The sequence below is a fragment of the Azospirillum sp. A26 genome (assembly GCF_042604635.1).
GTDB lineage: Bacteria > Pseudomonadota > Alphaproteobacteria > Azospirillales > Azospirillaceae > Azospirillum > Azospirillum palustre.
In genome coordinates this window covers 1-18,564 of the sequence record NZ_CP170471.1, presented here as the reverse complement: position 1 = coordinate 18,564, position 18,564 = coordinate 1, and the positions used below count along the sequence as shown (strand labels likewise).

Annotated in this window: 31 protein-coding genes; all 31 read right to left on the bottom strand. The window is 67.3% G+C overall.

Features of this window, described 5'->3' with window-relative positions; all coding sequences use genetic code 11:
• Positions 1–36 precede the first annotated feature (36 nt).
• Positions 37–942 carry a phage major capsid protein gene (locus ABNQ39_RS00155; protein WP_376956381.1) on the bottom strand — a complete coding sequence of 302 codons (906 nt, stop codon included), beginning with the start codon at positions 940–942 and terminating at the stop codon, positions 37–39.
• A 12-nt stretch (positions 943–954) separates the two neighbouring features.
• Positions 955–1,527, bottom strand: a complete 573-nt coding sequence (locus ABNQ39_RS00150; RefSeq protein WP_376956379.1) for a hypothetical protein — start codon at positions 1,525–1,527, stop codon at positions 955–957.
• 69 nt (positions 1,528–1,596) lie between these two features.
• The gene (locus tag ABNQ39_RS00145) at positions 1,597–2,100 is read right to left on the bottom strand and encodes a hypothetical protein (protein WP_376956377.1); all 504 of its coding nucleotides are present in this window, start codon (positions 2,098–2,100) and stop codon (positions 1,597–1,599) included.
• Positions 2,097–3,026, bottom strand: coding sequence for a hypothetical protein (locus ABNQ39_RS00140; RefSeq protein WP_376956375.1), 930 nt, complete (start codon positions 3,024–3,026; stop codon positions 2,097–2,099). Before ABNQ39_RS00140 ends, ABNQ39_RS00145 begins: the two co-directional genes overlap by 4 nt.
• Before the next feature lie 4 nt (positions 3,027–3,030).
• On the bottom strand, positions 3,031–3,270 hold the full coding sequence (locus ABNQ39_RS00135) for a hypothetical protein (RefSeq protein ID WP_376956373.1): 240 nt from the start codon (positions 3,268–3,270) through the stop codon (positions 3,031–3,033).
• 3 nt (positions 3,271–3,273) lie between these two features.
• Positions 3,274–3,504: a hypothetical protein gene (locus ABNQ39_RS00130; RefSeq protein WP_376956371.1), complete on the bottom strand. Its 231-nt coding sequence runs from the start codon at positions 3,502–3,504 to the stop codon at positions 3,274–3,276.
• Positions 3,504–3,863, bottom strand: coding sequence for a hypothetical protein (locus ABNQ39_RS00125; protein ID WP_376956369.1), 360 nt, complete (start codon positions 3,861–3,863; stop codon positions 3,504–3,506). Before ABNQ39_RS00125 ends, ABNQ39_RS00130 begins: the two co-directional genes overlap by 1 nt.
• Complete coding sequence (locus ABNQ39_RS00120; protein ID WP_376956367.1) at positions 3,860–4,084, bottom strand: hypothetical protein; 225 nt, start codon at positions 4,082–4,084, stop codon at positions 3,860–3,862. Before ABNQ39_RS00120 ends, ABNQ39_RS00125 begins: the two co-directional genes overlap by 4 nt.
• Positions 4,084–4,299, bottom strand: a complete 216-nt coding sequence (locus ABNQ39_RS00115) for a hypothetical protein (protein ID WP_376956365.1) — start codon at positions 4,297–4,299, stop codon at positions 4,084–4,086. Before ABNQ39_RS00115 ends, ABNQ39_RS00120 begins: the two co-directional genes overlap by 1 nt.
• 1 nt (position 4,300) lies before the next feature.
• A complete protein-coding gene (locus ABNQ39_RS00110) occupies positions 4,301–4,501 on the bottom strand; it encodes a hypothetical protein (protein WP_376956363.1) in 201 nt (66 codons plus the stop codon).
• Positions 4,501–7,050: a hypothetical protein gene (locus ABNQ39_RS00105; RefSeq protein WP_376956361.1), complete on the bottom strand. Its 2,550-nt coding sequence runs from the start codon at positions 7,048–7,050 to the stop codon at positions 4,501–4,503. Before ABNQ39_RS00105 ends, ABNQ39_RS00110 begins: the two co-directional genes overlap by 1 nt.
• 4 nt (positions 7,051–7,054) lie before the next feature.
• Complete coding sequence (locus ABNQ39_RS00100; RefSeq protein WP_376956359.1) at positions 7,055–7,330, bottom strand: hypothetical protein; 276 nt, start codon at positions 7,328–7,330, stop codon at positions 7,055–7,057.
• 305 nt (positions 7,331–7,635) lie between these two features.
• Entirely contained in the window at positions 7,636–7,854 is a 219-nt protein-coding gene (locus ABNQ39_RS00095) for a hypothetical protein (RefSeq protein WP_376956357.1), read from the bottom strand.
• A gap of 2 nt (positions 7,855–7,856) precedes the next feature.
• Complete coding sequence (locus ABNQ39_RS00090; RefSeq protein ID WP_376956355.1) at positions 7,857–8,228, bottom strand: hypothetical protein; 372 nt, start codon at positions 8,226–8,228, stop codon at positions 7,857–7,859.
• Positions 8,229–8,347: 119 nt separating this feature from the next.
• Positions 8,348–8,914: a hypothetical protein gene (locus ABNQ39_RS00085; RefSeq protein ID WP_376956353.1), complete on the bottom strand. Its 567-nt coding sequence runs from the start codon at positions 8,912–8,914 to the stop codon at positions 8,348–8,350.
• Between the two features lie 79 nt (positions 8,915–8,993).
• Complete coding sequence (locus tag ABNQ39_RS00080; RefSeq protein WP_376956351.1) at positions 8,994–10,505, bottom strand: terminase large subunit domain-containing protein; 1,512 nt, start codon at positions 10,503–10,505, stop codon at positions 8,994–8,996.
• Positions 10,456–10,992, bottom strand: coding sequence for a hypothetical protein (locus ABNQ39_RS00075; RefSeq protein WP_376956349.1), 537 nt, complete (start codon positions 10,990–10,992; stop codon positions 10,456–10,458). Before ABNQ39_RS00075 ends, ABNQ39_RS00080 begins: the two co-directional genes overlap by 50 nt.
• Positions 10,970–11,506, bottom strand: coding sequence for a hypothetical protein (locus ABNQ39_RS00070; protein ID WP_376956347.1), 537 nt, complete (start codon positions 11,504–11,506; stop codon positions 10,970–10,972). The genes ABNQ39_RS00075 and ABNQ39_RS00070 overlap by 23 nt, the downstream gene beginning before the upstream one ends.
• Entirely contained in the window at positions 11,503–11,964 is a 462-nt protein-coding gene (locus tag ABNQ39_RS00065) for a phage holin family protein (RefSeq protein WP_376956345.1), read from the bottom strand. Before ABNQ39_RS00065 ends, ABNQ39_RS00070 begins: the two co-directional genes overlap by 4 nt.
• A 289-nt stretch (positions 11,965–12,253) precedes the next feature.
• Positions 12,254–12,538, bottom strand: a complete 285-nt coding sequence (locus tag ABNQ39_RS00060; protein ID WP_376956343.1) for a hypothetical protein — start codon at positions 12,536–12,538, stop codon at positions 12,254–12,256.
• 36 nt (positions 12,539–12,574) lie between these two features.
• Positions 12,575–13,312, bottom strand: a complete 738-nt coding sequence (locus ABNQ39_RS00055; RefSeq protein ID WP_376956341.1) for a hypothetical protein — start codon at positions 13,310–13,312, stop codon at positions 12,575–12,577.
• Positions 13,309–13,611, bottom strand: coding sequence for a hypothetical protein (locus ABNQ39_RS00050; protein WP_376956339.1), 303 nt, complete (start codon positions 13,609–13,611; stop codon positions 13,309–13,311). The genes ABNQ39_RS00055 and ABNQ39_RS00050 overlap by 4 nt, the downstream gene beginning before the upstream one ends.
• Positions 13,604–14,227, bottom strand: a complete 624-nt coding sequence (locus ABNQ39_RS00045; RefSeq protein ID WP_376956337.1) for a hypothetical protein — start codon at positions 14,225–14,227, stop codon at positions 13,604–13,606. Before ABNQ39_RS00045 ends, ABNQ39_RS00050 begins: the two co-directional genes overlap by 8 nt.
• Positions 14,208–15,179 carry a hypothetical protein gene (locus ABNQ39_RS00040; RefSeq protein ID WP_376956335.1) on the bottom strand — a complete coding sequence of 324 codons (972 nt, stop codon included), beginning with the start codon at positions 15,177–15,179 and terminating at the stop codon, positions 14,208–14,210. The genes ABNQ39_RS00045 and ABNQ39_RS00040 overlap by 20 nt, the downstream gene beginning before the upstream one ends.
• 6 nt (positions 15,180–15,185) lie before the next feature.
• Positions 15,186–15,407, bottom strand: coding sequence for a hypothetical protein (locus tag ABNQ39_RS00035; protein WP_376956333.1), 222 nt, complete (start codon positions 15,405–15,407; stop codon positions 15,186–15,188).
• Entirely contained in the window at positions 15,404–16,048 is a 645-nt protein-coding gene (locus tag ABNQ39_RS00030) for an SAM-dependent DNA methyltransferase (protein ID WP_376956331.1), read from the bottom strand. The genes ABNQ39_RS00035 and ABNQ39_RS00030 overlap by 4 nt, the downstream gene beginning before the upstream one ends.
• The gene (locus ABNQ39_RS00025) at positions 16,045–16,275 is read right to left on the bottom strand and encodes a hypothetical protein (RefSeq protein WP_376956329.1); all 231 of its coding nucleotides are present in this window, start codon (positions 16,273–16,275) and stop codon (positions 16,045–16,047) included. Before ABNQ39_RS00025 ends, ABNQ39_RS00030 begins: the two co-directional genes overlap by 4 nt.
• Positions 16,272–17,180, bottom strand: coding sequence for an AAA family ATPase (locus tag ABNQ39_RS00020; RefSeq protein ID WP_376956327.1), 909 nt, complete (start codon positions 17,178–17,180; stop codon positions 16,272–16,274). Before ABNQ39_RS00020 ends, ABNQ39_RS00025 begins: the two co-directional genes overlap by 4 nt.
• A complete protein-coding gene (locus tag ABNQ39_RS00015) occupies positions 17,177–17,797 on the bottom strand; it encodes a DUF2312 domain-containing protein (protein WP_376956325.1) in 621 nt (206 codons plus the stop codon). Before ABNQ39_RS00015 ends, ABNQ39_RS00020 begins: the two co-directional genes overlap by 4 nt.
• The gene (locus ABNQ39_RS00010) at positions 17,794–18,222 is read right to left on the bottom strand and encodes a DUF1064 domain-containing protein (protein WP_376956323.1); all 429 of its coding nucleotides are present in this window, start codon (positions 18,220–18,222) and stop codon (positions 17,794–17,796) included. The genes ABNQ39_RS00015 and ABNQ39_RS00010 overlap by 4 nt, the downstream gene beginning before the upstream one ends.
• A gap of 14 nt (positions 18,223–18,236) precedes the next feature.
• Positions 18,237–18,564, bottom strand: a 328-nt coding sequence (locus ABNQ39_RS00005; RefSeq protein ID WP_376956321.1) for a hypothetical protein, incomplete at its 5' end; no start/stop codon positions are given.

Sequence of the window (18,564 nt, the reverse complement as noted above, 5' to 3'; positions counted from 1 at the left end):
CAAAAGCCAGCGGCCCGAAACGTCATGCCGTCAGAATTACGGCATGCAACCGAAGATGCCGCGGAAGTTGGACCAACCGAACGAATACCGCTCGGTGGCCTTGACCTTCAGGTTGTCGGTGTCGAAGTCGACGAACATGTCGGTCTCCAGCCCGTCGCGCTGGAAGAACTTCAGCGAGTCGGGGCAGTCGGTCTTGATGTACCAGGACTTCGTGTTGGTCAGGAAGTCGTTGATACGGTAGCCGTCCGGCAGCGCGCCCATGGAGCGCAGGGCGTTGATGTCGTTGTCGGCGGTGCCGACGCGCAGCTCGGTCTTCAGCAGCCGCTCGGCGACGAACTGGAGTTCGGGCGGCACGATCATCTTGCGCGGGGTCACCAGCTTGCGCAGGCCGGCCGCATCCTTGAAGCGGCGGATGGCGACGATGGCGTCCTGAAGCGACGTCTCGTTCAGCTCGGCCTGCACCGTGAAGGTGTTGCCGACGGTGCCGACATCGATCGGATGGTCGGTCGCCAGCAGCGGCTTGCTGTCGCCGCCATAGTAGGTGCCCGTGCTGTCCATCGCGTTGTTCAGGACCGCGGCGCCATAGACCTCCTTGGTCTGCTGGAGCGAGGCCTTCAGGGCGCGGGTGTTCGGGGCGAACTGCGACTTGTAGAGGTTGTCGCGGATCGCGTACCTCGTCATGACGAAGCCCAGGCCCACACCCTTATGGATGTAGACGTACTGGTAACGCTCGCCCATGTCCTCGTAGGCGATGCTCTGGCCTTCGTTGCGCAGCTGGCCGAGGCCCAGCAGCTTCACCTCGACATCGACCTCGCGGTACATCTCGGAGGTGTTCTTGTCGAAGATCTCGGTCCACTGCTGGGGCAGGGAATCGTACTCGCCGAAGACCGCATTCAGCCCCGGCAGCAGCAGGTCTTTTACCTGTGCGGTGGTCATAACCATGGCGGCTGCTCCTTAGATGCCGGTGTTGACGCGGAAGTCGTGCAGCGCCGGCGCGACCAGCACCTTGGCGTAGGCCGAGGTGGGGTCGTTGTCCGGGCGGCTCACCACCTCGATCAGGCGGAACTGCGCGGCGCTGGTGGTCAGCGTGGAATAATCCAACTGCTCGGCGGACAGGCCGGTCGCGGCGCTGCCGGCGGTGGCGACGATGTTGAAGTTGGCGCCCAGGTCTGCCGGGATCGTTGCGGCGGCGTTCATCTGCGCCTCGAAGACCATGTTCGGGTCGTCGATGACGAAGGCGGTCACGTCCTGGCTAGCGAGCGTCGTGACGGACGCGGGCCAGTACGGCGACTTGATCCGCTGGCCGGCCGCGTTGGTGTACTCGCAGCCGATGAAGATGCCGCGCATCTGGTCGCCGGCACCGGCCCGGTTGAGATAGCCGGTGTTGATCAGCTTGACGACATCGCCGTTGTAGATGCTGGTGCTGTAGCCGGAGGCGATGCGGTAGGAAGCAACCGCGCCGGTCCAGGCAGCACCGTCGAGACGCCGCTCGGGCTTGAAGCCCAGCGGAGCGGAGACGTTTGCCATCGTGTGGCTCCTATGATGATGGGGTGATTGCCGTCACCGACGGAAGCGCGCCCGGCGCGGGCCACGCGATCATGCGTCGGCGAAACGGCCCTTGCGGACGGTCGCCGCGTTCTCGTTGGGATCCTGGCGGAGGGCCTGGAAATTCTCGCCGTCGAGAAGCTGGGTGTTGCCCCTGCGATCCCGGTCGACGGAGGCGAGGAGTTCGGCGTTCTGTTTCGCGAAGGCGGCGCGGTCCTCGTCACCGTACTCCTTCGGTCGCTGCATCAGGATCATGCCGCCACGCCGGATCAGGCCGTGCGTGTCGGTCGGGGCGCCGGGCAGCGGCGGCGGCACCAGAGCGGGGTACTGCGCCGACAGAGCGGGCTCCCACGCGTCTTCCATGTTGGCCTGCACGTTGTCGCCATCGTGCTGGCCGAGGTAGGTCTCGCGGACCCACTTCAGCTCGACGTCCTGCGGCAGTAGGCGGGGATCGATATGCAGGCGTCCGCGACCGTCGGCGGTGCTGCCGCGGCGTTGCACGGCGGCGCGGGTGTCGGTGCTGCGCGTGGTGGCAGCGCGCGGAGTCTGGCTCATGCGAGCTTCCCCTTCTTCTGGAGGGCGACGAGGGACTTGGCGTAGGCCTCGGGGGTGAGGCCCAGCGACTTGGCGATGCTGACCTGATCGGCGGTCAGGCGGACCTTGCCGGCGCCGGGGGTTCCGGCGGGGGCGGCAGCCTGCCGCGTCACCGGAGCGACACCGGCGGCAGCGGGGCGACGGGCCTGCGACTGCTGGGCCGCGGGCTGTTCGGCATAGCCGTCGTCCTCGAACGCGTCGGGGAAATCGGCCCGCATGCGACGGTCGATTTCCGCAAAGTATTCGGGGGTCTCGGGCTTCAGGCCCTTGGCGACGGCGCCGTAATGGTGGCCGACGGCCGCCTGGGTCAAGGCGCGGTCGGCGCCGAACCAGTCGTTCTCCGACCGCCACGCAGCCATGGCGGGGCTTTCCTGCCGCTGAGCCGGCTGCTGCTGGTGCTGCTGGGCGGGCTGGCGATCCTGCTCCGCCTGCTGCTGGGGCTTGGCCTGCGCGACCTGCTCCAGGCGCACGGTGGCGGAGGCAATCCGCCGCTGGGCCTCGGCCATCTTCGCGGCGTCGCCGGAATCCATGGCCGTCTGGGCGTCTGCGGTGGCCCGCTCCAGTTCCTGCTGGGCGTTCTGCTCCGCCCAGGTGAGGCCGGTCTGCACGGTGCTGGTTAGCCTCGCGCGCAGTTCGGCGTTTTCGCGCTCAAGGTTGGCGCGGCGCTCCGCCTCCAGAACGGCGGCGTTGCGGTGGCGGTCGCGCTGGGCGACCAGCTTGCCGATGCGCTTTTGAACGCGCTCGGACAGCCCCTCGTCGTCTTCGGCCCGGCGGCCGGGCTGAGTGCCTTGCCGGTCGGCAGAGCCCGGCTGATCCAGCGCAGCCGTCTCCGTTCCGGCGGGGAGTTCGACCTCCATGCCGGCATCCTGCAAATCGTCGCTCATCATCGTCCTATTGGTCGGCGCGGCTTTCACGGCCGCGAAGGGCAAGCACGCGCGAGAGGAAGGCGCATTGCTCGGCGGAGACGACGCACCGCTGCGCCGGCACCAGGGACAGTTCGGCGAGACGCGCGCGGATTGCGGCGTCGCCGACGTCCTGGAAGACAGCGATCAGGTTGGCGTCGTCGACATGCCCCATGGCCAGCCGCAGATGGGCGGCCTGGGACAAAGCGGAGGCGACGGGGCTGGGCATCGGTCAGAGAGGCTGACGGATGCCGCCGGCCATGCCGTCGGTCATGATGGTGATGATCTGGTCCTTCTCGATGCGAAGGATCTGGCGCCCGGCATCCCGCTCCACGCCGCCGTCGACCTCCTCCCACGGCAATCCCTCGAAATGGGACAGCGTGACGGTCAGGACCGGATCGCGCATCAGCCGCTCGGTGAAGCGGCGAACCAGCGCGATGGCGTCGGCGGAGAGGGTGGACATCAGGCGACCTTGGCCGGATCGGCGACGACGGTGGTCAGGCGGTCGTCCGGCACGGTGAACAGCAGATAGTCGCCGTACTTGAACTTGCCGGCCTGGTTCTCGTAGCTCGGAACCATCGCCCAATCGCCGGGCTTGACCCACGCGCCGCCGGGATAGCGGTTGCGGTCGGCATAGGCGTCGGGCCCCAGCGCCAGGACGAGACCGACGCGGCCCTGGAACTCGTCTTCCTTGCGGGTCTGGTCGGCCAGGATGATGCCGCCCTTCGTGCGCTCGGGACGGATGTAGACGGCGCACAGGACGTTGTAGCCGGTCGGCCGGACATCGCTCCCGATGGCAGACAGAAGCTCTTCATGCGTCACAGCGAGATCTCCGCCTTGATGCGCTCGATCAGCGACCAGATCGGGCCGAGGACGTGGGCCTCGACGTTGTGCTCGATGGCGCGATAGTGGGCCAGCAGGTCGTCATGGACATGGGCCAGGGTCAGGGCCGGCGCGGCATCAGTTGCCGGCGCTTCCACCGGGGAGACCGGTTCCGACGTCACGACTTCAGGAACGGCCGGCGCGGCCTGTTCTTCGCTCATCACTCTCTCCGTTCGGTGTGCAGGTGCTTGGCATCGTCACCCAGCGTCTTGACGATGGTGGCGCGGGCCTCCTCCAGCCCGGCCAGCCGCCCAGTCAGGCGGCGGTATTCGGGGAAGTCCTGGGCACTGCCGGCCAGGATCGTGGACTTGGCGGACGACACGGCGTCGTCCAGCTGGCGCAGGACGTTGCTGGCGAAGCTGACGGTTTCGGTCACGTCAGCACCCGCCCTTCTTCACGCGGCCGCCGCGCTTGAACATCGCCTCGTCGCCGTCCGGCTCGCCCATCGGCGCGGCCATCTTCGGCATCGGAGGAGGCGGGGCGCTCTTGGCCCGCGTAACCTTCATCGGCTTCACCTTGCCGCCGCGGGCATAGCCGCAGTCCGCCAGCATCTTGCCGGCCTTCGCGCGCTGGTCCATCACTGCTGACCCTTTCGCTTGGTGGAGGTGTGCTGCGCCGCGCCGGCCAGCCCATCCATGCCGGTGACGATCTGCGCCACATGGCCGAGCTGCTGCGTGGCATGCGTCTGGTCGGCCGCGCCTTTGCGGGCGGCTTCCTGGATGACCTTGACCTGATTGTCCTGGCGGCGCTGCTCCCGCTCGGCCGCGTTGTCGGCCATGGTCATGCGCAGGCGCTCCAGTTCGACGGCATCCTGGCGGGCGGCCTGCTCGGCCTTGCGCTCGCTCTCCTCGCGCTGCTGCTCCAGTTCGGCCACGCGGATCTGATTCTCCTGCACCTGCATCTGAAGCTCTTCCGGCGACGGACCGGCAGCGCCCTTGGCCGGCGGCGCCATGCTGGCCTGGATGCCCTGAAGCAGTGGGCCGGTGGCCTGCGCGACAGCGGCGGCAAGCTGCGCCTCGATCTGCGGCGGCAGCGGCTGGCCGGGCGGCGGCAGCGGAATGTTGGGCGCCATCGCCTGAAGCTGCTGGCGGTACAGCGCGGCGACGTGCTCGCCGATGTGGGCGGCCAAGGCCTGGGCGGCGCCCGGGTTGGTGGCCTGCGCGATCTGCACCTGACCCTGATGGGCGATGATGTGGGCCTGATGGACCTGCTGCGGGCCGACGGCAAGCGGTGCGCCGCGCATGGCGTTGGCGAACTCGCTGATCGGATCCAGCGGAACGGCGGTCGGGGGCGGCGGCATCAGGCGCTGCACCTCCGATGGCGTGTACCCCAGCGTCACCAGCATCCGCTGCGTCGCATAGGCCCGGTCCATTCCGGGGGTGGTACCGGCCAGTTGCAGCGTGGCCTGGGCGATGGCGAGGCGCTGGGTCTGCGTCGGGTTGTTCGGATCGCTGACCGGCTGGACGTCCTCGGTGTCGCGGAAGTCGGCGGCGATGGCCTGCCCGCGTTGACCGTTGGCGCGGTAGGTGTAGGTGGCGCCCTCCTCCTCACCGAACAGCCGGGCCAGCAGCCTCAGCTCCTTGCGGTGCGCGGTGTGCAGCCGCTTGATCTGCGCTGTTTCCGGCCGCTGTGCCTTCTCCAGCAGCGCGACGGTGGTGCCGACCGGAGCATCCTGCCGGCCGTCGCCAACCTGCATGTCCATCGTGTTGCCGACGCGCTGACCCGACGACACGACGTCCATCAAGGCGGCGGCCATCGTCGGGCCGGGCTCCTTGTAGGGCAGCGGCATGATGACCTGATCGATGGGCAGGCCGCCGGTGTCGATCTCCACAAACTCGCACGGCCCGATGGTGCTGGCGTTATCCATCCGGATTCCCTTGTTCCGGAATCCGCCAGGGAAGTTGGCCAGCGTGCCGCCGTCGATGATCTGGCGCCGCAGCTTGGTCGCAGCATCCGACGAGCCGCCCAGGACGTGCGCATAGCCCCAGCCGTAGAAGCCCAAGCCCGGCATCAGTTGGTAATGCACGAACCAGTCGCGCGGGCGCAGCTGCTCGTCGCCCTGTTCCCAATTGCGCGCCAACCGCAGCACGCGGCAGCTGTCGCGGTCGAGCGTGACGATGTAGGGCAGCGGCAGGCCGGTCGGCTCCATCAAGCCGGTGTCGGGGTTCGGTGCCTCATGACGCAGGCCGGGGACATCGATGTCGAGTTCGCAGTGGACCTCGTAGATCGTGTGCTCCTCGTCGCCCTCAGCCAGCACCGGCGCGCGGCCGTCGGTCAGGTCCTGCACCTCGGTCGCCGCGTCGCCGCGGGCATCCTCGGTCGGCTGCGACAGGTCGATGCGACGATAGTAGCCGGCCAGCTGGTTGCGGATCAGGTCGCCGGCCGACAGTGTGAACTGGTGGGTGATGCGCGACGCATCCTCCAGCGCGGTCGCGCCGTAATTCACGATCAGGTCTTTGGGGTGGATCGACGGCGCGACTGGCCGGTCCTTCACGGGATCCCGATAGACCTTTTTGAAGGCCGAGCCCGAGATGAAGCAGACCAGCAGCATCTGGTCGAAGTCGGGGTAATAGCCCTCGTAGACCGTGGTCAGGTAGTAGTTCAGCCACGTCTGTTTGCGCTGGGCCTGCTGCTCGGTCTCCGGATCGGCATCGTCGGCGATCTCGACGCGCACCGGCCCGGCGGCCGGCAGCATCTCCGCCCGGGCGTTGGCGTGGCCGCGAAGCACAGCCTCCAGCATCAGCGGGTGATAGACGCCGGCCGCGCCGGGGAACGGCTTGTCGCGCTGCTCGGTTTTGATGCCCAGCAGCTTCACGCCCTCGGCATACTGCTCCAGCCATTCCTGCCGGCTGGCGTCATCGGCCTCGACGCCAAGCAGCAGATCGGCCGCGATGCCGGACAGGATGGACTCGTCCAATGCCTCGGCGAGGTTGGCGCCCCACCCCATCTCTGCCAGCCCCGGCGCGCCGGCGGACGGGTCCAGGTCGACGAGGACGGACCCATCCTCTTCCTCGGTCACGACGGCGCCGGTCGGCGTGACCTGCGGCTGCGGCTGGTCGCCGGGCAGCAGAACGTCCATCGGCGCGCCGAGACCGGCGCCCTGCATGTCGGGGGTGGAGATGCCCAAGGGGTCAGTCCTTGTACGTCAGGGTCAGTGCGCCGCGCAGGACGATGGCGTCGGTGATGGGGTTTCGCTCCAGCGACAGCGGCGTCTCCCACCACAGCGACCCGCCGGGCTGGAGGCGAGACACCTCATCCCAGGCGGCGCCAACCGCGGCAGGCTCGTCCTTGCCCGCATGGTTGAAGATGACGTGCGTGCGCGAGGCGTAGGCGACAGGCTTGTCGATGGTGCGGTCGGCCGCGACGACGTGTTGCAGCTCGGCCAGGGTTGTGGGGATGAGCGGCATGGTCAGCCCTTCTGGCCCATGCGAAGCCGCGCGGCCTCCACCATGGCGATGGCGGCGCGGAGGAAGGTGGTGGAGGGGATGGGCATCAGTGCTTCCGCCCTTCGCGGCATTCCCACCACATGCCGAACGCCACCCACAGCAGAAGCGGCGTCCACGCGATGGCGTAGACGATCAGTTCGTTAAGGCCACCGCCGCACGCGCCCATCACTCGTCCCCACCCTTCATGTCCCACCACAGCGCGAACAGGCCGACGATGCCGACCGCCGCGCCGATGGTCAGGCAGAGGTTGGCGAACTGGAGGGCGGTCATGGGAGAGACTCCTTCAGCACGGTCACCATCTGCGGCGCGCCGGGAGCGAAGGTGTAGAGCGTGCCGTTGGGCAGCTCCCACACGCGCTCACCAACCTCCGGACGCTTCAGCCACGCCAACCGATCCGGCGTGACGGCCACGGTCTCGACCGGAGCACCGGGGCACCCATCGAAGTGGCGGCCGGCGCCCAGGCCGCAGTGGCGACAGGCGGCCATGGTCAACCGATCCGCTCGATACGGGACGCGCAGCCGAGCAGTTCCTCGGTCAGCATCGCGATCTCGTTGACGAGATCCCGGAGCGCATCGCTCGAGGAGGCCGGGCCGGAGCCCGTGTTGTTGCCGACGCTCGGCGTCGGCTTGCCGCCCAGGACGCGGTCGTTGAAGGCGTCGATGCGATCCACGCCGGCGCGCAGGCCCTGCCGCGTGTGCGACAGGCGCTCGTACAGTTCGACCAGCAGCGGGGGCTCGGCCTTGACGCAGACGTCCTGGCCCGCCCGAGACGCAATCGCCTGCATCTTCTGGTGCATCTGCGCGTTCCCTGGTGCGCCACTGCTGGCGCAGGCTTTGATGGTGTCGTGGTTAAATTCCATCTCAGGTCTCCTCAGGTTGGCGCTGCCATCCTCCCGATGCCTGGAGAAGCGGAACCGATCCGCTCGCCAGCCCGAGGAGTTCGTGCAGCATCGTTGCCCATGGCAGCGGGCGGAAGGGGTTAGAGAGACGCCCTCACATCGGCGTCCGGCGCGCGGCCCATTGTGGCGATGGCAAAGCTGATGCAGCGCTTGCCTCTGTGGTCATAGACCCTCGGGCGCTCGATCCAGGCGACGTCATGCGGACGCCGAAGCTGCGTCGAGCCATCGCCAAAGCAGGCCTGCTCAAGCCACTGGTAGGCCGACCCGACGAGACTGCGCATCAGGGATGCCTCGTCATGATCGCCGTCGCGATCAAAGCCATATCGGAATTCGGCGCGAGTTGCGCCGCGGAGCCGTTCCGCAGGGAGAACGCGAACGCTCGCCGCAGAGAGCATGGCGTCCAGGCCGATAGCCACCATGTCCGTGAGGGGCTGGACCACAGCGTCAACCGCATCGACTGGCGCTTGCGGCTCCCAACATTCCGGATCGGCACGGCGGAGCGAGTTCAACACCCGGACAGCCTCGTCGCGGCGGCGGAACTCGGCAACGTCGTCGCATCCCGCCGAGATGGGCGATATCTCCGCTCGCGTCAGCACCCAGCGGGTAACCTGCCTCAGGTCGTACTTGACTGTCTTCTGCTCGGCCATTGCCTTGCTCCGTTGCTTTGTCAGGGTGAAGTGTCCTCACCGGCCGCAGATGCGACCGATGCGAAAGGGGTCTGGGCGCTCAGTACAGCGCGCCGCGGGGCTGGACGGGCGGCGGGGCCGGCGCGTCTTCCTCGTAGAGTTCGATGCCCGACTTGCGGATCCAGTTCAGCGCCTGGGTCACGGTGTCGGTGATGTCCTTGGTCGCGCCCTTCGGAAAGGCCGCGCACTCGTCGATGACCATGGATGCGAACGGCCGCCACATCGGCTCTCCGTCCGGCGCGAACATCGGCTTCTCGCTCGTGTCCATCTGGACCGGCGCGAACACCGATCCGGAACCGAAGATCGACGTCACGGCGTGTGCGCGGGCCACCTTGTCGCCCTCGCCCGTCGGGTTGATGCCGGTGATCGACACCCGCGGGTTCCGGCGGCGAAGCTCCTGCATCACGCTGATGCCATTGGCCTTCGCCTCGATCAGCAGCTTGTCCAGCTTGAAGAAGTCGCGGGTCTCTTCGATCTGGACCACCAGCGCGTTGAACTCCAGCCGCTCGCGCCAAGCGTATCGCAGCAGCACCCGCGTGTTGCCCAGGTCGTCGGTGTAGACGTACCAGACCGTGCAGGCGCAGCAGTCGTTCTCCTCCTTCTCGGTGAAGGCGGTGTCGATCGATGCGAACGCCAGGGTCGGCTCTGGGAAATCCTTCTCCGTCCAGGGCTGCCAGAACGAGCGCTTCAGGATGTCGCCCGAGCCGCGGACCTTCCAGTTTCCCCCGAGAAGCCGCTCCCGCTGGACTGTCGGGAGCGCCATCAGGTTCGCCAGATAGCCGGGGTCGGCCTCCATCAGCGCCTTGTTGTCCGACAGCGTGGCCGGAATGAACGTTACCGACTTCGGCTGAAGCTGGAGCGGCTTGCCGTCCGGTCCAATGGGCGAGATACCCAGCTTCTCCGGCGTCAACTCGCTCGCCCTGTCGGCCCAATGCAGCGTGTCGCTGATGCGAACGAACCACCGCATCCGACCGGCGCGCTCCGGGATCGGATAGCCCGTCTGCTGGTCGATCCACCAGCCGATGAAGGACGCCACCCAACTGTCCGCGTCCGGGTTGCAGGTGGCACGGACATAGGGCCGGACACCGCACATCGACCGGTTGCGGGACAGCATGTAGAAGAACTGCGTCTCGGTGAAGTGGGTCAGCTCGTCGAAGCAGATCAGCGGAACCTGCGCGCCCTGCCAGTCCAAGACGTTGGACTCGTGTTCGAGGTGCGCGAACTTCACCTTCCCGCCTCCGGGGAACCTCCATTCTAGAACGTCGTTGCGCGGCTTGGCCCCGAGAACGCCGAACAGCTTGACGCTTTCGTCCCACAGGCCGCCGGGGTTGCGGACCTGCACCGTCGTCCGGCGGAAGAACACCGCGGCGAACTGCGGATTGTTGCTGTGCCTCAGCGCCTCCAGCAGGAGAGCCCAGGACTTGCCGCCGCCGGCACTGCCGCCGTAGATGGCGATGTCGGCCGAGGTGGAGAGAAACGTTTCCTGCGGTCCGACTTGCGGCCTAATCTCGACCGTTGGACGGGACGTAGATGTTGACCTGCGGCCTGTCATCGTCGGGGTCTTCCGCGGCGTCCAGGTTAAAGGCTTGGCGTTCGAGCGGGATCAGCTTGGCGGTTGTGCGGGCCAATCCCTCAACTGCCTGCACCGCATCGGACAGCCCTTTCAGATCGCCGATATCATTCAGCAGAATGTCTGCCTTGTTGCGCAGCCTCTCGGTGAGGGATGCAAGGGACTTGATGTCCTTGCGGTGTGTCTGGACGACGGAGACGCGCACGTCGGCCGCCTGCCTGACAACCTCCTCATCTGCGAGCTTCGCATCCTCCCCTATGGGCCTGCGCAGTTCTTCGCGAAGAAGCTTCGCATTTGTGGCCTTGCGCACCTCGTCGGAGAGATCGCGCGACCATTCGTAACGCTTGGCTCTGTCGCGGATTGCCGCTTCAGTGCAGCCGAACTTCTCCGCTAATTGCCGGTTCGAAAGAGTGCCTGTGCGGTACTCTTTCTCGCACGCCGCCCAATCAACCGTTCCGCGCTTCGTCATCGGCGCCGCTCATCTCTTTGCGGGCCATCACATCGGCCGCCGCTTCCGCCCAGATAATCTCGTGCTCCAACACGGCACCAATCGGAACAAACATCACGCCGGCCCTTTCGCATGCCTGCGCGTAGAGCAGGGAGTCGGTACCGATGGTAGGGGCGACGAGAATGCAGCGGATGTGCTTGAGCGTCCGGGAATAGCCCATCTGGACGGCGTACGACATGAGCTGCCCAATTCCGCCCAGAATGTCGCGGTCTGACTTGGCGTCTTTGACCTCGACAATGCTGGCGGTACCATCGGCGTGGAAGAACACGAAATCGGCCCTTCCGCGCGGGAAACCAAACTCCTGCTCGACCCTGATGATCTGCGGCAGACCAAAGGCCCGCTCTATCGTGCCCGCGCTGTCAAGGTACAGCTTGATGACGGAAACCGCTCCGGCCTCTCCCAATGGAAAGCGACCACGTCCAGCGCGGTATTCCGCCTCGACCTTCTCCCAATCGACCTGCTTCCTCTCGCTCACTTCCCGTCCCGCCCCATGTCCAACCGATCGATGGCGGCCGAAGGCGGCGCCATCTGGGATAACGATCCTATCCCGAACCGCTTGGCGATGGCTCCGACCACCATGTCGATGCCCTTGGGCCCGAGCCAGCCCAGGATGGCCGCGCCGGCGGAGATCGTCGTGACGCTCATGCCCATGTAGTCCCCGATGCCGCCGGCGATGATGCCGACGCCCAGGACGGTGGGCACCTCGTAGAGCAGATGGACGGACAGCATCTTGCGGTCGCCACGCTGCGCAAGCTGGCTGTGTCGCATGAGGACTCCGACGGCTGCGGATAAGGCCGGACCGATCAGGCCCGAGGCGGCGTTCGCGAGATCGGGCGAGGGTTCAGCCACAGGCGCGCTCCAGAAAAGCAAAAGGGCCGCGAAGGTTCCCCTGCGCAGCCCACATTTCGGCAATTTCGACCATACCCGTACCATGCCCCACTTTCTGCGTCAATAGCGCTTCTACTCCAGTCGGTTAGCGTTTTCGCCGCAATTTCGGAGAAATCATCCTGTCAAGGGGTAGGCGGTGCGCAATTCTGGGAATGCCCCTCGTGCGCGTGCACACATGAGGATCGCCCCGTTCGGGTGAGGCGACCATCCATGCGGATCGCCCCACCCTCAAAATCGCGTCGCTGAGTGGCCTCTGAACCCCACGCCCGTCTCGATGTACATCCGCTTGTCCAGGACGCATGGGCGACGCGATGCAAGGGGGCTAGCGTCGATTTTATGCGGGAACCGCCACCCCCTCTTCGTCCATGAACCGGACGAACGGGACGAACTTGCCCCACCGGGCGGCAGTCTTGTCGTTCTCGACGACGGTCCGCTTCGCCGCGGCGTGGATGCTGGAGACGTTCAGGCAGGGCTTGCCGTCACGCAGGACAGTCATCGGTTGGTCAGCGTGTCCGGCTTCCTCCAGCTTTCGGCAGAGCGCGAGGATCGGCGTGCGATGGGTGACGGCGATACCCAGAGCTTCGGCGGTGTCTTCGCAGGTCAGCGTGGCGGTGATCATGATTTCCTCGTCGTGAAGGTCGGTTGGGCTGGGGCGTTAGGGGATGTCGATGATCCGCCGCGTCCGAAACGGCACTTGGCCAAGCGCCTCATCGAGCGTCAGGATCGCCGCCTCGAACGCATCGGCGACGGCGTTGGTCATGGCGATGAAGGCTGGGTCCGGGCTGTAGTCCAGCAGGCAGTATGGCGACCAGACCTGATCCACCGGCGGGTTGTCACGGTTGACGGCCTTTGCCCGACGCAGGCTGATGCGGTAACGCCACCGGTAGCGACCGCCGCAGGCCCACCGCTCGACGACGCCGCGGTCATCGCTGGCCGCAAGCTGTTCCCGCTCGGCCCTGGTCAGGCGGATTTGCTGGATAGCAACCCACTCGCCCTCAGTCGCGGGCGCTGCCCCGCCATGGCCATCCCTCCGGCGCGCCACCGGCTGCGGCTTGGCGTCCGACCGCTCCGGCACGATCCCGGTCCTGGCCGCCTCGATGACCAGCTGCGCAACGTCGTGGTCCAGCAGCCCGGCGACGACCCGGTGCACAGCCGCTGCATCCGGATGCACCCCTGGCCGTGGCCCGTCGGCGTCCATGCCGATCAGCTGGTCGGCCCATGCGGCGCGGCTCCAGGTCGAATGCCCGAAGCCCAGCCGGTCGGCACGCTGCGGCCCGTAGGTCCAGACCAGAAGCTCCCACAACGTCACCGGCAGGCGGGTGTCCTCCGCGACGGACGCCGGCGGCAGGGTCGGCGCGGCGGCGAAGCTGGCGGGGGTCGGCATCGCGGTCATCGTGCGGTCTCCGTGGGCTTGGCGGTTTCGACGAGCTGTGCAGCGCGGCCTGTCCGCGGCGGGTAGGGCGCGATCCGGCCGTCTTCGATCTGGATGGCGCGGGATCGGCGCGAGCAGCCACGGCAGCCCGGCGTGTGAGCGAACTGCCGGGCCCGGCTGTCGTTGCTGGCGGCGTCAGCGCAGGCCGCCGCTTGGTCCCAGCACCAGCCCTGACGGGGCGGCAGCGCCTCGGGCGGGTGCTTGACGGGGTTCAGCCAGCAGTGCGGCCGGCCCGTGTAGCGGTTCATGCTGTCAACCATTCGCGCCTCCCTCCGTGCTGGCGGTGCCGCTGGCCGCGCGCTCCCACGGCTTGGGCACGCGCTTGAACGCCTGCGTCTCCGCCATGACGCGCCGCACGGCCTCGCGGTGATCGCTGACCGGATCTGGCTTCAGGTCGGCCGCCTGGGCCGGCACCGTCTGCGGCACCACCGGCATGGCGCGGACCTGCTCGGCCATCGCGGCGGCGGCTGCGATCTCCTCCGGGGTGCGCTCCCGCGGCGCGCTGTATTCCGCCCGGGCCTTGGCCTCGCGCTCAGCGATCATGGCCGCGGTCTTCAGGCGCAGCAGGCGCGTCTGCCGCTCCCGCAACTCGGTCTCGGCGAAGGCGCGGATGTCGCCCGGCATCGGCAGGGTCCGGTACCGGTGGGTTCGGATCGTCTCGCGGACCGCGTTGAGCAGGATGTCCGCCGGCAGGTCGGACAGGGCGGCGTCATAGCCTCGCACGGTATCGGCGATCTGAGCGCGCCGACGGGCCGGGTTGGCGTCCAGCGGGATCACGCCATAGCGCTCGACCCATTGCATCAGCTCGTCCATGGACACGGCGAACTGCTGGACGTCGGCCGGGGCGAGCGCCGATTCAGCCGACGCGACCAGCACTGGCAGTTGGCCGCGGACCTCCGGCGGCAGCGGCTCCGCTGGGGTCCAGGCGGTGAGCCAGACCGTCGAGGACTCCAGGACGGCGGGCGGCAGGGTCTTCGCCGTACGACCGGGCAGAGGGACGATGTTGCTGGGGGCCTTGGGCTTGTCGGACATTGGGTTCGCTCCGGTTGGCGAGGGCGGTTTCGATCCAGGGCACGGGGTCTGCGATTGGGGGGCTGTGCTCGCGACATTCACGCATCAGGGCCAGGACGACGGCTTCGCGTCCGCCCTTGCACCAGCGGCCGACGAGGCCGCGCATCTGGTCGGGTTTCTTGCCGGTGGACTTGGCGAGCCACTGGAGCCCCCTGCCCCAGACCAGCTCGGCGTCCGTCGGGTCGGATGGGTCGTCAGTGGTCGGCTGATCGAGGGGCGGCGATGGGTCGTCCTCGTCGCTCTGAGGCTGGCCGTCATCGGCGCCGTCGGCGCCCAAGGAGGCGTCAGCCTCCTTGGTAAGTTCTTTTATTTTATTCTCTTCTTTGTTCTTGGTCCTTTTGCGGTCCTCTTGCGGTCCTGCTCCGGTCCCGTTTGCGGTCCTTTTGCGGTCCTCGCTGTTTTCAGAACCCTCGTTAATGCCTTGATATACCTTGTAATTCTTGATGAGGTATACGGTCCCAGCTCGTTGCGGGCAGCGGTCCAAAAAAGGCTCGATCATACCCTCAGCGACCATGCGATGAATTAGCGAGCGGAGGGTGTTGCGGTGCAGACCGAAGGCTTCGGCCGTCGGACGCTCCGCCATCAGCAGTTCGCCGACGCCCAGCTTGACCGGCCCGAACTTCGTCCGGATCGTGGTCTCGCACCACTGCGCGGTGTCCTTCATCCAGGAGAAGACGGCAGCCTCCTGGTAGGAGCGGAACACAGGGTTGTCCCACATGCGCCGGTACTGTCGGGTGTAGCCGCCCTCGGGATTCATCGTGTGCTACTCCGCCGCGTTGGCCGGCGCGGCTGCCGGGCTGGTGAGAAGGTCCGGCTGGCTGTCCTGCGCCTTCGCCCGCGCCGCCATGCGCTCGTATTCGGTGGCGAGGTCGTCATAGGCGATGGCCGCGGCACTGCCGGTGCGCGTGGCCTTGCGGATCAGCTTGGCGCGGTTGCGGGCGACGCTGGCGGCGAGTTCCAGGCCGGGGGCGGTGTTGGTGGTCATGCCGCCACCTCATCGGCCGGCCAGTCGCTGGCGCGCTCCAGGGTCTTGCGGCAGGGCGGGATGTGGCGCCACCGAGTGTCGGTTTGCCCGTGAAGGAAGATGACCCACGCATAGGCCGTCGCCGTGCTGGCCTTGCGGTCGAGCCGCCCCTTCACCATCGGCACCCGTTCGGCGAACTGCGCGATCAGGGACGGTGGGATCTCCTGGAAAAGCTCGTACCGCTCCAGCGTCTCCATCCAGGTGCCGCGGACCAGCATGGCGCAGCCGAGACGGGCCACGCTCATCGCGCGGCGCACGAAGGCGGTGGCGAGCCGGAACGGCGGGTTGGTGATGACCATGTCCGGCAGCTCGGCCGGCCGGATCGGCATCAGGAAGTCCAGCACCTCGAAGCCGGCGCCATAGTCGTGGACATCGGAGGCGCGGACGCTGCCGAAATACTCTCTCAGCGGCGCGACCATGTAGCCACGGTTGGCGGCCGGCTCCCACACGCTGAGTGCGCGCAGGTTGTGCGGGAACAGGTTCATCGGCAGGCCATGCTCGCACAGAGCGCGGACGCTCCAGGGCGGGCTCGGGAAATCATCAAGGCTGTCGTGCGGTTCGGCGCGCTGCGCCATGACCGCGTGGGATCGGTTCTGGCTCATCGCCCACCCTCCCGAGCGACCCGGTCGCCCTTCTCGGTCCGGCTGAACAGCAGGTCGCGCGGCACGCGCTGCTGATCGACGAGCCCCATGCCGACCAGGGTGTTCAGCGCGACCTGCGTCGACGCGATGTCCTGGCCGGCGGCGTCGGCGATGGTGGAGGCGCGGGCGGCCTGCCCGGATCGGCTGGCCGGCGTGGCGCAGAGGATGGCGCGGGTTTCGGGGGTCATGCGGCGCCCCGGGTTGGCGGCCAGGGCAGACCCGACAGGCGCTGCATGACCTTTGTGTCGGCCCAGAGGGGCGGGCGGGCGGTTTCAGCGTGCGGCTGAATGGCGGCCACCACGCGCCCGATCACCGCTTCCGGTGTGTTTTCCCCGCCAAAGCGAGCCTGAAGGATCAGGTCTCGCTTGATCCCTTCCATCAAGTTGCGCAGCAGCGCCGGGGTGGCGCCGTTGGTCAGATCACAGACCAACCCAACCGCGTCTTCGTCCCATGAGAAAGGCGCAAGGTAGCGCGCCAGTATCGCGTAACGGCTGTCGGGATCAGGGAGTCCGATGTCGAGCTGAAGGCCGAACCGGCGCCAGAGGGCCGGGTCGATGTCTTCGGCGCGGTTGGTCGCGGCGATCACGGCGCCTGGGTAGTGATCGATCATCGACATCAGCGCAATGACCATCGCGTTGCGCTCGTTGCCGCAGGATGTCCCGTCTGACTGCCGCTTTGTGCCGATAGCGTCGATCTCGTCCAGAAACAACACCAACTCCTGGTGCCGGCTATTCGCGGCCGAGAACAGCTTTTGCAGGTTGTTCCCGGTCTCCCCAAGATGCGACCCGACGATGGTCTGCATGTTGACCTCCACCAGAGCCACGCCGAGGCGAGCGGACAGGTGGTGCGCCAGCGTCGTCTTCCCGCAACCGGGAGGCCCGGCCAAGATGCCGGTGCGGCGCGGGGACAGCCCGACAGCCTTCAGCTCCTCCTCGCATTGCAGTTCCACGAGCCAGCGGTGCACGGCGGCGCGGACGGGGCCAGTGAGGATGGGGGCCTCCGCATCGGACGGTTGATGCACGCGGCCAAAGCGGGCGATGTCGGGCGGGACGTCGATAAACGTTGGCCGCATCTCGCGAACGTTCCGGCTCATGCCGCCTTCCTTTCATCGCTGCCGGCCGACTTCTTCGCCCGCTTCCACGCGTCGGGGATGTCCATGCCGTCTGAGCCGGCGGCCTTGCACCACTCCTCGTCCCAAGCGGCGCGGCGCTGGTCGCGAGCGGGGAACGGATTGTCCGTCACGGGCTTCCCGGCCTTCGCGGCATCGCGGCCCATGGAGCGAGCCTCCTCCATCGTCGGCCCGGGGTCGGGCTGCTGCTCATCCGCTTCTGGGTTCGCTGCCGGCTTGGTGAAATCTTCGATGTCGGATTGGTCGCCATTCGCGGCGGGCGGCGGGGGCGCCGCGCTTTTGCGGGACAGCCGGCGCACCGCGGCATCTCCCAGCGGCGTGCCGTTCAGCATGCCAAGGGCGGCCTTATACAGGTCGTCCAGCGCCTCCTGCTCGTCGCGCTCCTCCTGCGTCAGTTCGCGCAGTTTGATCATTCGGCGGATGGTCTTGACGTCGAAGCCGGATCCCTTGGCCTCGGCCATGATCTCCTTTTGGTCTTCGCGCAGTCCCTTGATTTCCTCCTGAAGACGCTCCCAGCGCTCCACGAAGCTCTTCAGCCGGTCAGCGGCGATCCCGCCGACGTCGTTGGGGTTCTTGCTCATGCTGCAATCTCCGTGATGCGGATGCCGTGGATCGCCTGGACCAGCTTCGCTTTCAGCCGGTACACGGGCGTCCGCACTCCCTTCACGTCCTCGCAGACGGCCACCCCGTCGCGGACATAGCGGAAGTCGGCAATCCATTTGGCGATGTGTTCGCCGTTGATGGTGATGTCGTAGGGGACTTGGCGCTCCAGACCGGTGATCAGGCCGGCGCGCTCTTCGAGTTTCAGGACAGACCAGCGGTTGGCTTCGGCCTTGCTGTCGAACCAGACGCCGTCAACCTTCGTGCGCTCGGCTCCGAACTTGTTGGCCTTCTTCTCCGCCCGCAGCTTCCCCTGTTCGCGCTCGGCAAAGAGCACGTTGTCGATCTGGCGCAGGGCGTCAGGGCCGAGGCAGGACAGGGGGATGGCGCGGGCGGAGCGGCTCATCGGCGGACTCCTCCTTACGGGGTGGGGGAAATGGTGGGCGGCTCGCCCTCGCGCTTGGCCTTTGCCTTGGCCTTCTCCTTCTGGCCGGTCTGGTAACCGGTCAGTTCGCGGCGCCACGCCTCACGCTGGCCGGTCGTGCCGTCCTTGCGGGTCCACTTCGATTGCGGCTTGTGGGTTGCGGGGTCGATTTCGTTGTCGGCCCGATCCGCAAAGAGCCCGGCGTCGATTGCCTGCTGCGCCATGGCCGCCATATCCAGGGCGTCGCGCCGGCTGAAAATCTGGTAATCCGACGGGATCGGGAAGCCGTTCAGATCGCGTTCCATATCCTTCAAGCCTCCAGCA

Excerpts from the sequence above, each read along its gene's own strand:
- ABNQ39_RS00155 (WP_376956381.1), bottom strand. The coding sequence starts at position 942 with ATGGTTATGACCACCGCACAGGTAAAAGACCTGCTGCTGCCGGGGCTG.
- ABNQ39_RS00150 (WP_376956379.1), bottom strand. The coding sequence starts at position 1,527 with ATGGCAAACGTCTCCGCTCCGCTGGGCTTCAAGCCCGAGCGGCGTCTC.
- ABNQ39_RS00145 (WP_376956377.1), bottom strand. The coding sequence starts at position 2,100 with ATGAGCCAGACTCCGCGCGCTGCCACCACGCGCAGCACCGACACCCGC.
- ABNQ39_RS00140 (WP_376956375.1), bottom strand. The coding sequence starts at position 3,026 with ATGATGAGCGACGATTTGCAGGATGCCGGCATGGAGGTCGAACTCCCC.
- ABNQ39_RS00135 (WP_376956373.1), bottom strand. The coding sequence starts at position 3,270 with ATGCCCAGCCCCGTCGCCTCCGCTTTGTCCCAGGCCGCCCATCTGCGG.
- ABNQ39_RS00130 (WP_376956371.1), bottom strand. The coding sequence starts at position 3,504 with ATGTCCACCCTCTCCGCCGACGCCATCGCGCTGGTTCGCCGCTTCACC.
- ABNQ39_RS00120 (WP_376956367.1), bottom strand. The coding sequence starts at position 4,084 with ATGAGCGAAGAACAGGCCGCGCCGGCCGTTCCTGAAGTCGTGACGTCG.
- ABNQ39_RS00110 (WP_376956363.1), bottom strand. The coding sequence starts at position 4,501 with ATGGACCAGCGCGCGAAGGCCGGCAAGATGCTGGCGGACTGCGGCTAT.
- ABNQ39_RS00100 (WP_376956359.1), bottom strand. The coding sequence starts at position 7,330 with ATGCCGCTCATCCCCACAACCCTGGCCGAGCTGCAACACGTCGTCGCG.
- ABNQ39_RS00095 (WP_376956357.1), bottom strand. The coding sequence starts at position 7,854 with ATGGCCGCCTGTCGCCACTGCGGCCTGGGCGCCGGCCGCCACTTCGAT.
- ABNQ39_RS00090 (WP_376956355.1), bottom strand. The coding sequence starts at position 8,228 with ATGGAATTTAACCACGACACCATCAAAGCCTGCGCCAGCAGTGGCGCA.
- ABNQ39_RS00085 (WP_376956353.1), bottom strand. The coding sequence starts at position 8,914 with ATGGCCGAGCAGAAGACAGTCAAGTACGACCTGAGGCAGGTTACCCGC.
- ABNQ39_RS00080 (WP_376956351.1), bottom strand. The coding sequence starts at position 10,505 with ATGACAGGCCGCAGGTCAACATCTACGTCCCGTCCAACGGTCGAGATT.
- ABNQ39_RS00075 (WP_376956349.1), bottom strand. The coding sequence starts at position 10,992 with ATGACGAAGCGCGGAACGGTTGATTGGGCGGCGTGCGAGAAAGAGTAC.
- ABNQ39_RS00065 (WP_376956345.1), bottom strand. The coding sequence starts at position 11,964 with ATGGTACGGGTATGGTCGAAATTGCCGAAATGTGGGCTGCGCAGGGGA.
- ABNQ39_RS00060 (WP_376956343.1), bottom strand. The coding sequence starts at position 12,538 with ATGATCACCGCCACGCTGACCTGCGAAGACACCGCCGAAGCTCTGGGT.
- ABNQ39_RS00055 (WP_376956341.1), bottom strand. The coding sequence starts at position 13,312 with ATGACCGCGATGCCGACCCCCGCCAGCTTCGCCGCCGCGCCGACCCTG.
- ABNQ39_RS00050 (WP_376956339.1), bottom strand. The coding sequence starts at position 13,611 with ATGGTTGACAGCATGAACCGCTACACGGGCCGGCCGCACTGCTGGCTG.
- ABNQ39_RS00040 (WP_376956335.1), bottom strand. The coding sequence starts at position 15,179 with ATGAATCCCGAGGGCGGCTACACCCGACAGTACCGGCGCATGTGGGAC.
- ABNQ39_RS00035 (WP_376956333.1), bottom strand. The coding sequence starts at position 15,407 with ATGACCACCAACACCGCCCCCGGCCTGGAACTCGCCGCCAGCGTCGCC.
- ABNQ39_RS00030 (WP_376956331.1), bottom strand. The coding sequence starts at position 16,048 with ATGAGCCAGAACCGATCCCACGCGGTCATGGCGCAGCGCGCCGAACCG.
- ABNQ39_RS00025 (WP_376956329.1), bottom strand. The coding sequence starts at position 16,275 with ATGACCCCCGAAACCCGCGCCATCCTCTGCGCCACGCCGGCCAGCCGA.
- ABNQ39_RS00020 (WP_376956327.1), bottom strand. The coding sequence starts at position 17,180 with ATGAGCCGGAACGTTCGCGAGATGCGGCCAACGTTTATCGACGTCCCG.
- ABNQ39_RS00015 (WP_376956325.1), bottom strand. The coding sequence starts at position 17,797 with ATGAGCAAGAACCCCAACGACGTCGGCGGGATCGCCGCTGACCGGCTG.
- ABNQ39_RS00010 (WP_376956323.1), bottom strand. The coding sequence starts at position 18,222 with ATGAGCCGCTCCGCCCGCGCCATCCCCCTGTCCTGCCTCGGCCCTGAC.